Source organism: Pseudomonas sp. GZD-209, assembly GCF_049310485.1.
In the GTDB taxonomy this organism is placed as follows: Bacteria; Pseudomonadota; Gammaproteobacteria; order Pseudomonadales; family Pseudomonadaceae; genus Aquipseudomonas; species Aquipseudomonas sichuanensis.
In genome coordinates this window covers 1-10,950 of record NZ_JBMOWQ010000275.1, presented here as the reverse complement: position 1 = coordinate 10,950, position 10,950 = coordinate 1, and the positions used below count along the sequence as shown (strand labels likewise).

8 protein-coding genes and 1 pseudogene are annotated in these 10,950 nt (G+C 67.3%); 4 read left to right on the top strand and 5 right to left on the bottom strand.

Features of this window, described 5'->3' with window-relative positions:
* Window positions 1-95: 95 nt before the first annotated feature.
* Window positions 96-872 carry a TatD family hydrolase gene (locus ACO6VM_RS26365; RefSeq protein ID WP_422404032.1) on the bottom strand — a complete coding sequence of 259 codons (777 nt, stop codon included), beginning with the start codon at window positions 870-872 and terminating at the stop codon, window positions 96-98.
* A 1-nt stretch (window position 873) separates the two neighbouring features.
* Window positions 874-1,869 carry a catabolite repressor/activator gene (cra, locus tag ACO6VM_RS26360; RefSeq protein ID WP_401060251.1) on the bottom strand — a complete coding sequence of 332 codons (996 nt, stop codon included), beginning with the start codon at window positions 1,867-1,869 and terminating at the stop codon, window positions 874-876.
* A 296-nt stretch (window positions 1,870-2,165) separates the two neighbouring features.
* Here cra and ptsP point away from each other — a divergent pair, with 296 nt between their 5' ends.
* Genes ptsP through ACO6VM_RS26345 form a run of 3 tightly spaced genes read left to right on the top strand, consistent with a single transcriptional unit; the run spans window position 2,166 to window position 7,691 of the window.
* A complete protein-coding gene (gene ptsP / locus ACO6VM_RS26355; RefSeq protein ID WP_422404031.1) occupies window positions 2,166-5,018 on the top strand; it encodes a phosphoenolpyruvate--protein phosphotransferase in 2,853 nt (950 codons plus the stop codon).
* 1 nt (window position 5,019) lies between these two features.
* Window positions 5,020-5,964: a 1-phosphofructokinase gene (pfkB, locus tag ACO6VM_RS26350; RefSeq protein ID WP_422404030.1), complete on the top strand. Its 945-nt coding sequence runs from the start codon at window positions 5,020-5,022 to the stop codon at window positions 5,962-5,964.
* Complete coding sequence (locus tag ACO6VM_RS26345; protein WP_422404029.1) at window positions 5,964-7,691, top strand: PTS fructose-like transporter subunit IIB; 1,728 nt, start codon at window positions 5,964-5,966, stop codon at window positions 7,689-7,691. The genes pfkB and ACO6VM_RS26345 overlap by 1 nt, the downstream gene beginning before the upstream one ends.
* A 100-nt stretch (window positions 7,692-7,791) precedes the next feature.
* Here the strand turns inward: ACO6VM_RS26345 and ACO6VM_RS26340 are convergent, their stop codons facing one another.
* Window positions 7,792-8,013, bottom strand: coding sequence for a DUF3820 family protein (locus ACO6VM_RS26340; RefSeq protein ID WP_401060325.1), 222 nt, complete (start codon window positions 8,011-8,013; stop codon window positions 7,792-7,794).
* Between the two features lie 204 nt (window positions 8,014-8,217).
* Between ACO6VM_RS26340 and ACO6VM_RS26335 the strand changes: the two genes are divergently transcribed.
* Complete coding sequence (locus tag ACO6VM_RS26335) at window positions 8,218-8,694, top strand: ferritin-like domain-containing protein (RefSeq protein ID WP_125465481.1); 477 nt, start codon at window positions 8,218-8,220, stop codon at window positions 8,692-8,694.
* Here ACO6VM_RS26335 and ACO6VM_RS26330 read toward each other — a convergent pair.
* Both ACO6VM_RS26330 and ACO6VM_RS26325 read right to left on the bottom strand, forming a co-directional pair.
* Complete coding sequence (locus tag ACO6VM_RS26330; protein ID WP_401060243.1) at window positions 8,691-10,193, bottom strand: GGDEF domain-containing protein; 1,503 nt, start codon at window positions 10,191-10,193, stop codon at window positions 8,691-8,693. The two genes, ACO6VM_RS26335 and ACO6VM_RS26330, sit on opposite strands and share 4 nt — an antisense overlap.
* 617 nt (window positions 10,194-10,810) lie before the next feature.
* Window positions 10,811-10,950: pseudogene (locus tag ACO6VM_RS26325) on the bottom strand (IS256 family transposase); the annotation flags it as partial.

Below are 10,950 nucleotides of genomic sequence, written 5' to 3'. Positions count from 1 at the left end.
CCTTGACTGTCCTAATCCCCGGCAGGCCGTCCCCAGCGGTTCGTCATTGTGGGAGCCGGCTTGCCGGCGATGAGGCTGGTAGGAGCACCACACAACTACCAGCCAAACAGCTCGCTGGCATTACCGCTACTGGCCTCGGCCAGCACCCCGACTTCAACCCCCATCACCTCGGCCAGCGCCCCGGCGATCTCCGGCAGGTGTTCCGGGCTGTTGCGCACCCCCGGGTACATCACCGGCGCCATGTCCGGTGAGTCGGTCTCCAGCACCACGCTTTCCAGCGGCAGGCGCGCCAGGGTCTTGCGCAGCCGCAACGCCTGTGGCCAGGTCGCCGCGCCGCCCAGGCCCAGCTTGAAGCCCAGCTTGAGGTACTCGCGCGCCTCTTCATAACTGCCGGCAAAGGCGTGGATGATCCCCGCCCGCTGCGGTTTGTAGCGTTTGAGCGTGGCGATCACCTGGGCGTGGCTGCGGCGCACGTGCAGCAGGGCCGGCAGTTCGAAGTCGCAGGCCAGTTGCAGCTGGGCTTCGAACAGCGCTTGCTGGCGCTGCGGGTCAAGTTCCGGCAGGTAGTAGTCCAGGCCGAACTCGCCCACCGCGCACAGGCGCGGGTCGCCACGCAGGCGCTCCAGCCAGTCGCGCAGTTGCACCAGGTGCTCGGGGCGATGCTGGTCGAGGTAGACCGGGTGCAGGCCGAGTGCGGCGTACAGGCGCGCGTCACTGCAGGCCAGCTCCCACACGCGCTGGAAGTTGGCCTGGTACACCCCCAGCACCACCATCCGTTCCACCCCGCGCGCCGCCGCGTTGGCCAGCAGCTGCGGGCGGTCGGCGTCGAAGTCGGGGAAGTCGAGGTGGGTGTGGGTGTCGATCAGGCGCATGTCAGGCGCCCGGAATGCGTTGCTTGAAGGTGCGACCGATGGCGTGCACGCCTGGCTCGTAACGCTTCTCTTCGATGGCGGCCAGCGCCAGCTCCAGCGCGGTGGCGGCAATCAGGCCGTGCTGCTGGGCCATGGCGTTGACCGGCAGTGGCAGGAAGTCGAGCAACTGATTGTCACCGAAGGTGCCCAGTTGCAGCTGGCGCGAATCGGCCGGACGCGCCTGCAAGATGTCGAACACCCCTTGCAGCAGCACATAGGAGGTGGTCACCAGGGCGTCCGGCAGGCCGCCGTGTTCGGCGATCAGTTGCTGCATCAGGCGCTGGCCGCACTCGCGGCTGAATGCCTCGCCCTGGTAGCGGCGCACTTCACCGGCATAGGCCTGCATGGCCTCGTCGAAGCCACCGGCGCGGGCCTGGCTCACCGACAGCTCGGGGCGGGCGCCGATCAGCGCGATGCTTTGTGGGCGGGTGTTCAGCAGGCTCTCGGCGAGCTGGCGGCTGGCGTCGCGGTCGTCGCTGATCACCGAGCAGAAGTGCGCCGGGTCCAGGCGACGGTCGATGGCGATCACCGGCAGGCCCTTGTCCTGCAGCTCACGGTAGCTGTCGTCCTCGGGCGGCAGGCAGCTGGCGACGAACAGCGCATCGCAGCGGCGGGCGCGGAACAGTTGCTGCAACTGGTGCTCGCTGCCGGGCTGGTCGTCGCTGCTGGCGATCAGCAACTGGTAGCCACGGGCGCGGGCGCCCTGTTCCAGCTGCTTGGCGATGCGGGCGTAGCTGGGGTTCTCGAGGTCGGGGAGAATGAAGCCCAGGGTGCGGGTGTGCCGGCTGCGCAGGCCGGCGGCCTGCGGGTTGGGGGTGAAGCCATGGGCCTCGACCACCGCGCGCACGCGCTCGACGGTACTGTTGCTGATGCGCTGCTGCTCGGCCTTGCCATTGATGACGTAGCTGGCCGTGGTCACGGACACACCGGCCAGACGGGCGATATCGCTGAGTTTCACCGAATTTTCCTTGTTATTTCCGGGGCTGACTGCTTGCCTGACCGGGTAGTTTCACCCAAGCGCAGGCCCGCGCGCAGACGACCATTGTCGCAATTGTCCGACAGGATGGGGCTTTTTCGTCGGCAGATTATCGAGTAACGTGGCCGCTTGGTCAGATTAAACGTTTCAGCTTGGCTGATTTTTCCTGCTTGCCGCATCCAGCCTGGCCACTTGCGCTGATCAATTGAACGGCTTTTGCCGGAAAAATCCACAACAATACCTCGGTACCCCACCTGGGCGCCGGAAAGGAGAAGGTCATGCTCGAGCTTGCCGTGGAGCAGATTGCCATGGGCCAGAAGGCTGCCGACAAAAGCGAGGCGTTGGCCTTGCTGGCCGCGCGGCTGGTGGCCGACGGGCTGGTTGCCGAAGGCTATGTCGACGGCTTGCGCGCCCGCGAGGCGCAGGGCTCGACCTTCCTCGGCCAGGGCATCGCCATCCCCCATGGCACACCGCAGACCCGCGAGCTGGTGTTCGCCACCGGCGTGCGCCTGCTGCAGTTCCCCGAAGGGGTGGACTGGGGCGACGGGCAGATTGTGTACCTGGCCATCGGCATTGCCGCCCGTTCCGACGAACACCTGCGCCTGCTGCAACTGCTCACCCGCGCCCTCGGCGAGACCGACCTGGCCGAGGCCTTGCGCCGCGCCGGCAGTGCCGAGGCCTTGCTCAAGCTGCTGCAAGGCGCCCCCCAGGAATTGGCACTGGATGCGCAATTGGTCGGCCTCAACCTGGCCGCCGAAGACTTCGACGAACTGGCCTGGCGCGGTGCACGCCTGTTGCAGCGCGCCGGCTGTGTCGACAGCGGTTTCGCCGCCGTATTGCAACAGGCCGAACCGCTGCCCCTGGGCGAAGGCCTGTGGTGGCTGCACAGCGAGCGCCAGGTGCGCCAGCCGGGCCTGGCCTTCGTCACCCCGCAAACACCCCTGCGTTACCGCGATCAGCCACTCAATGGCCTGTTCTGCCTGGCTAGCCTCGGTGCCGCGCACCAGGCCTTGCTCGAACGCCTGTGCGAAGTGCTGATCGAAGGCCGCGGGCAGATGCTCTACCAGGCCACCAGCAGCCGCGCAGTACTCGAAGTGCTCGGCGGCGAAGCGCCTGCCGACTGGCCCAGCGCCCGGGTGGCGCTGGCTAACCCCCATGGCTTGCATGCCCGCCCGGCCAAGGCGCTGGCGCAACTGGCCAAGGGCTTCGACGGTGAGATCCGCGTGCGTGTGCTCGACAGCGCCCAGCCTGCGGTTTCGGTCAAGAGCCTGAGCAAGCTGCTCAGCCTGGGCGCCCGGCGTGGTCAGGTGCTGGAGCTGATCGCCGAACCGGGCATCGCCAATGACGCGCTGCCGGTGTTGCTGGCCGCCATCGAGCAAGGCCTTGGTGAGGAGGTGGAGCCACTGCCGGCCGTTACCCAGCCTGTCGCCGAGGCATCCGCGCAGGTGCTTGAGGCACCGCTGCCCGGCAGCACTGTCCAGGGCGTCGCGGCAGCCCCCGGGATTGCCAGCGGCCCGGCCTTTGTGCGGGTCGAGCGCGACATCGACTACCCCCTGCGCGGCGAGTCCCCTGCACAGGAACGCCTGAAATTGCGCAGCGCCGTGGCGGCGGTACACGCCGAGTTGCAGGCCCTGGTGCAGCGCAGTGACAAGGCCATCGGCGAAATCTTCGTCACCCATCAAGAGATGCTCAGCGACCCGGCCCTGATGGACGAGGTCGAGCTGCGCCTGGCCCAGGGCGAAAGCGCCGCCGCCGCCTGGATGGCCGTGATCGACGCCGCCGCGCGCCAGCAGGAGGCCCTGCACGACACCCTGCTGGCCGAGCGCGCCGCCGACCTGCGCGACATCGGCCGGCGGGTGCTGGCGCAGCTGTGTGGCGTGCAGCAGGCCGCCGAACCCACCCAACCCTACGTGCTGGTGATGGCCGAAGTGGGCCCCTCGGACGTGGCGCGCCTTGATCCGGAACGGGTCGCCGGCATCGTCACCGCCCAGGGCGGCGCCACCGCCCACAGCGCCATCGTTGCCCGCGCCCTGGGCATCCCGGCGGTGGTCGGTGCCGGCGCGGCGATCCTGCTGCTCGACAGCGGCACGCCGCTGTTGCTTGACGGCCAGCGCGGGCGTGTCGCCATCGCCCCGCCCGCCGATGAACTGCAACGTGCCCTGGCTGAGCGCGACGCCCGCGAGCGGCGCTTGCAGATCGCCTGGGCCAACCGCCACGAACCGGCAGTGACCCGCGACGGCCACCGCCTCGAAGTGTGCGCCAACATCGGCGAAAGCAGCGGCATCGACAAGGTGGTGGAGCAGGGCGCCGAAGGCGTCGGCCTGCTGCGCACCGAGCTGATCTTCATGGCCCACCCGCAGGCCCCCGACGTGGCCACCCAGGAAGCCGAATACCGCCGCGTGCTCGACGGCCTGGCCGGGCGGCCACTGGTGGTGCGCACCCTCGACGTGGGCGGCGACAAGCCCTTGCCCTACTGGCCGATTGCGGCAGAAGACAACCCCTTCCTCGGCGTGCGCGGCGTACGCCTGACCCTGCAGCGCCCACAGGTGATGGAAGAGCAGCTGCGTGCCCTGCTGCGCGCGGCCGACAATCGCCCCCTGCGGATCATGTTCCCCATGGTCGGGCAGGTGCACGAATGGCGCGCCGCCAAGGCCATGGTCGAGCGCTTGCGCCTGGAGATCCCGGTGAGCGATCTGCAGGTCGGGATCATGGTCGAGGTGCCGTCCGCCGCGTTGCTGGCGCCGCAGCTGGCGCGCGAAGTGGACTTCTTCAGCATCGGCACCAACGACCTCACCCAGTACACCCTGGCCATCGACCGCGGCCACCCGAGCCTCTCGGCCCAGGCCGACGGCCTGCACCCGGCAGTGCTCCAGCTGATCGACATGACCGTGCGCGCCGCCCACGCCGAAGGCAAGTGGGTGGGTATCTGCGGTGAACTGGCGGCCGACCCGCAGGCGGTCGCGGTGTTGCTGGGGCTGGAGGTGGATGAGTTGAGTGTCGCCGCCCGCAGCATCCCCGAAGTCAAGGCACTGGTGCGCCAGGCCACCCTATCGACGGCCCGCGCCCTGGCGCGCGAGGCCCTGCAACAAGACAGTGCCGAAGCGGTTCGGGCGCTGGTGGAGCGTTACTGAAATGGCCAAGATCCTCACCCTTACCCTCAACCCGGCGCTGGACATCACCGTCAGCCTCGACCGCCTGCAAGCCGGTGTCGTCAACCGCAGCCAGGCCCAGCACAGCCATGCCGCCGGCAAGGGCCTGAACGTCGCCCAGGTGCTGGCCGACCTGGGCCACAGCGTCACCGTCGGTGGTTTTCTCGGCCAGGACAACCTGCAACCCTTCGAGGCGCTGATTGCCCAGCGCGGCTTTGCCGACTGCTTCGTCCGCGTGCCTGGCGAGACCCGCAGCAACATCAAGCTGGTCGAGGCCGACGGCCGGGTCACCGACATCAATGGCCAGGGCCCGCAGGTCGATGAGGCCGCCAGGAACGACCTGCTGCACCGCCTGGCGCAGGTAGCGCCGGGGCATGATGCGGTGGTGGTGGCCGGCAGCCTGCCACGGGGGATCAGCCCGGGCTGGTTGCGCGAGTTGCTGCAGATGCTCAAGGTGCAGGGCCTGAAAGTGGCCCTCGACAGCAGCGGCGAAGCCTTGCGCGCCGGCCTGCAGGCCTCGCCCTGGCTGGTCAAGCCGAACACTGACGAACTGGGTGAAGTGCTCGGCTTGCCAGTGGACGGCCTGGCACAGCAACGCGCCGCCGCCGGCCAGTTGCTGGCCAGTGGCGTCGAGCATGTGGTGGTGTCCCAGGGCGAGCACGGCGTCACCTGGTTTGCTGCAGGCCTGGCGCTGCATGCCCAGCCACCGCAGGTGCGCATCGCCAGCACCGTGGGCGCCGGTGATTCACTGGTGGCAGGCATGGTCCATGGCCTGCTGCAGGGCGAGGCACCGACAGCTACCTTGCGCCGCGCCACTGCGATCGCCGCCCAGGCGGTCACCCAGGTCGGTTTCGGCATCCACGACCGCGAGCAACTGGCGCGCCTGGAAGCCGCCGTGCACCTGACAGAACAACAAGAGGGCTGCTGATGAACATTGCCATTGTCACCGCCTGCCCCAACGGCCAGGTGTCCAGCGTGCTCAGTGCGCGCCTGCTGGCCGCCGCCGCCCAGCGTCGAGGCTGGAGCACCAGCGTCGAAGTGCAGGAGGCCGAACACCCCGAGCGGCGCCTGTCGCCCGCGCAGATCGCCGAGGCCGACTGGGTGCTGGTGGTCAGCACCGGGCCGGTCGATCTGGCCCGTTTCGCCGGCAAGCGCCTGTACCAGAGCACGCCGGCCCAGGCCCTGGCCGACCGTGAAGGCTTTCTTGACGAAGCCGCCGCCAAGGCCCGGGTGCACGAGCAGCAAAGCGCCCCCAGCGCTAAAGCCAGCACGCCGAAGATTGTTGCGGTAACGGCTTGCCCGACAGGCGTTGCCCATACCTTCATGGCCGCCGAGGCGTTGCAGCAGGCCGCTCAGGCCCTGGGCTACACGCTGACCGTGGAAACCCAGGGCTCGGTAGGCGCCCGCAACCCATTGCCCGCCGAGGCCATCGCCGCCGCCGACGTGGTGCTGCTGGCCGCCGACATCGAAGTACCCACCGCGCGCTTCGCTGGCAAGCGCATCTATCGCTGCGGTACCGGCATCGCCCTCAAGCAGGCCCGCGCCACCCTGGACAAGGCCCTGGCCGAAGGCAAGGTGGAAAGCGCCGGTGATGCCGCCAGCGCCGCGCAAAAAGCCGAGAAGACCGGCGTCTACAAACACCTGCTGACCGGCGTGTCGTTCATGCTGCCGATGGTGGTGGCCGGCGGCTTGCTGATCGCCCTGTCGTTCGTGTTCGGCATCGAGGCCTACAAGGAGCCCGGCACGCTGCCGGCGGCATTGATGCAGATCGGCGGCGACGCGGCGTTCAAACTGATGGTGCCGCTGCTGGCCGGTTACATCGCCTGGTCCATCGCCGACCGCCCGGGCCTGGCGCCGGGGATGATCGGCGGCCTGCTGGCCGGCACCCTCGGCGCAGGCTTCATCGGCGGCATCGTCGCCGGCTTTCTTGCCGGTTACAGCGCCAAGGCCATCGCCCGCTGGGTGAACCTGCCCAGCAGCCTAGAAGCGCTCAAGCCGATCCTGATCATCCCGCTGCTGGCCAGCCTGTTCACCGGGCTGGTGATGATCTATGTGGTCGGCCAGCCGGTGGCGGCCATGCTCGCAGGGCTCACGCACTTCCTCGACAGCATGGGCACCACCAACGCCATCCTGCTCGGGCTGCTGCTCGGCGGCATGATGTGCGTCGACCTGGGTGGCCCGATCAACAAGGCCGCCTATGCGTTTTCGGTGGGCTTGCTGGCGTCGTCCAGCTACGCGCCGATGGCGGCGACCATGGCGGCCGGTATGGTGCCGCCGATCGGCCTGGGCATCGCCACCTTCCTCGCCCGGCGCAAGTTCGCCCAGAGCGAGCGCGAGGCCGGCAAGGCGGCGCTGGCGCTGGGGCTGTGCTTCATCTCTGAAGGCGCCATCCCGTTCGCCGCCAAGGACCCGCTGCGGGTGATCCCGGCGAGCATTGCCGGCGGCGCCTTGACCGGCGCGCTGTCGATGTACTTCGGCTGCAAGCTGATGGCCCCGCACGGCGGGCTGTTCGTGCTGCTGATCCCCAATGCGATCAATCACGCGTTGCTGTACCTGCTGGCGATCCTGGCAGGGAGCCTGGTGACGGCGGTGGTGTATGCCGTGATCAAGAAGGGCGAGCAGGTAGAGATGGTGGTGGCGCCGGCCAAGGGCTAGCGCCCATCGCGGGGCAAGTCGCATCGGCGCACCGCCGCTCCCACGCTGTAGTCGGCGTGGGAGCGGGCTTGCCCCGCGATAGGGCCGGTATGACCAACCGCTATCCCCGCGTCTTGCCGCGCAGCGGCTTGAGCAGATCCCCCAGCCCGTTGTGGTCGATCTCATGCATCAATGCCAGCAACGCACCCAGCTCGCCATGGGGGAAACCCTTGCGCGCAAACCATGCCAGGTAATCACCCGGCAGGTCGGCGATGATCCGCCCCTGGTACTTGCCAAAAGGCATGGTGCGGGTGACCAGCAGTTGCAGGGATTCAGGTTTCATTGGCGCGGCAGCCTGTGGCGGGTGAAGCGCGGACGATACTGCAATCTGCACGACGACCCAAGCGGCGATCATGCAGAACGCACCAGCGCGATGGTTTCGCCATAACTGCAAGCTATTGATATTTATAGATTATTTCTAAATGAGAAGCCTGGCATGAAGCCTGCTCCGGTAAAGGTGACTATCACCTGCCAAGGAGTTGTTGCCATGAGTAACCCCAACAAAGACGTCATCGATGTGCTCAACGACCTGATCGAGTACAGCAAGGACGGCGAGAAGGGCTTCAAGACCTCCGCCGAGGATGTGAAGAACCCACAACTCAAGGCGTTCTTCGTCCAGCGTGCCGGCGAGTGCGCCAATGCCGCGGCCCAGCTGCAAAGCGAAGTCCGTCGCCTGGGTGGCGACCCGGAAACCAGCACCAGCATCAGCGGCGACCTGCACCGTGGCTGGGTCAACCTCAAGTCGATGGTCACCGGCAAGGATGAAGCGGCGGTGCTCAATGAAGTGGAGCGCGGTGAGGACCATGCGCTCAAGGCCTACAAGGATGGCCGTGAGAAGCTGGTGAAACTGGGCCGCACCGCCAGTGACCAGACTTACATGCTGGTGGAAAACCAGTTGCAGGGTGTACAGCGCAACCACGACCAGGTGAAGGCGCTGCGCAACGCAGCCCGCGCCGCCTCTTAAACCTGAGGGCCCTCTACCCGGTTACGGCCATTCGCCTTGGCCCGGTACAGCGCTTCGTCCGCGTCACCCAGCAGCCGGGTCAGGTCGTGCTGGGTGCCGGGGATGTGCAGGCCGATGCCGACGCTCACCGTCACCGAGCGTTCGTCCGCGCCGAACGGCGGCATCGACTCGACGCTGGCGCGAATGCGCTCGGCCAGCAGCAGCGCGCCGGCCAGCTCGGTTTCCGGCAGCACCACCTGGAACTCTTCCCCGCCATAACGCGCCGCCAGGTCCGCCGGGCGCCGAATGCACTGCTCGATGGTCTTGGCCACCTCGCGCAGCACATGGTCGCCACCGGCATGGCCGTGGCGCTGGTTGAACGCCTTGAAGTGATCCACATCCACCATCAGCACCGCCAGTGGCTTGCGGTTGCGCTGGGCGCGTGCCCATTCCAGGCGCAGCACCTGGTCGAGCCGGCGGCGGTTGGCCAGCCCCGTGAGGCTGTCGGTGGCGGCCAGGGTCGCCAGGCCCTGCTCGGCATCGTGACGCCGGCGCAATTCACGGCCCAGCAACAACGTCAGCCAGAGGATGCCGATGCACAGCACGCCGGTGGCCACACTGACCACGATCGCCGTGCGCCGCCAGGACTGGAACACCTCGTCGGTGGAGTGCACCACCAGCACGATCAACGGCAGGTCGGCGACCTGGGCGAAGGTGTACATGCGCTGGGTGTCCCGCAGGCTGGACCTGGCCGTGAAGCTGCCGCTGCGCTCGCCGAGGATGCGCTTGAAGTTGGGCCGTTCGCTGAAGCTGGTGCCGATCAGCGGGTCCTCTGGCCGGGAAGGCTGGCGGGCCAGCAGCTGGCCGTCGGTGTTGAGCAGGTTGATGCTGCTGTCGTCGCCGATGTCCAGGCGCTCGAACAGCCGGCTGAAATACGACAGGCGCAGGGCCCCGGCGGCCAGGCCGACGAATTCACCGTGGCTGCCGGAGATTCGCCGGCTGAAGCTGATGCACCAGTCCAGCTCGCCCAGCCGGGCCTTGAACGGTGGGCTGATCAGCAGGCCCAGGCCGGGGTGGTCGCGGTGGCGCTGGAAGGGGATGGTGTCGGCGAAGTTGGCCTGGCGGGGCACCACGCTGGTGGAGTCACCGACCACATCGCCCTTGGCGTCGAGCCAGAGAATGTCGCCGCGCACCGGTGCCGATATCGCCTGGCTGAACAGGATCTGCTGGCGCAGGCTGGGCTGGACGCTGAGCAATTCCGGGTGTTTCACCGCCCAGATCAGGCCTTTGAGGGATTGGTCGTAGAGTTCGACGTTGCGCAGTATGTCGCTTTCGATCAGCTGCACGATGTTGCCCGAGGAGCGGATGGCCGACTGCTCGACGCTGTCGCGCTCGCGCGCCAGCAGGTAGCTGACGATGCCCACTATGGCGAGCACGGCGAGGCAACTGCCCAGGTTGAGGATCAGTTCGGGGTGTGACTTGTACAGGGCGGAACGCGGTGATCGGGTTACTGACGTCATGCTCGCTACTGCATAAGCCCCTTGATCCATGGGGGATGGGCCATTACGCGGCGGCGGTATTCTAAGGAACGGTGGATTGTCGGACAAGAATTATGGTGATTCGTCCGACGAAATCGTGGGGGCGAGGAGTCTGGTGGCGGTCTTGGGGGCGCTTGAGGGGTATCGGGTGGCTGGTTGTTGATGGCGTCAGGGGGGGCAGGGGCCTGGCTGTTGGCTGGGTCAGGGCATGCAGGTGCCTGGCTGTTGATTGCATGAGGGCATACAGGTGCCTGCCACAACCCTTGCAGCGCCTATGAGATCGAGCGCCGCCCGCGCGGCGCATCGCGGGGCAAGCCCGCTCCCACATTTGTTTCGGGCCAGTCTTTCCTGTGCCATCACCTGGTCCGCCTTGTTGGTACGACGCGGTTTCGGCGTGGTCGCTGATGCTGCTCCACATGACTCAAGGCATGCACCAAGGCGGGCAGCGGTACTTTCACAGGACTCATTGGCCCGAAACAAATGTGGGAGCGGGCTTGTCCCGCGATGCGCCGCGCGGGCGGCGCTCGATCTGATAGGGGGACTGTCAGTTTTTTTGTGTTCGGGCCGGTAATGGCCTGCCGCTAGGCAGGCCATGATTTTCACCAGGTCGGGCTGATGAACCGATCTCCGTACAGAATCGCAAACTGATTCATTGCACTTTTCCAATCATGCGCCGCCGAGCCCCAATTCGCCGTGATGTTTCGCAGCCCCAGCCAGATCAGTTTGGTGGCTGCGTCAT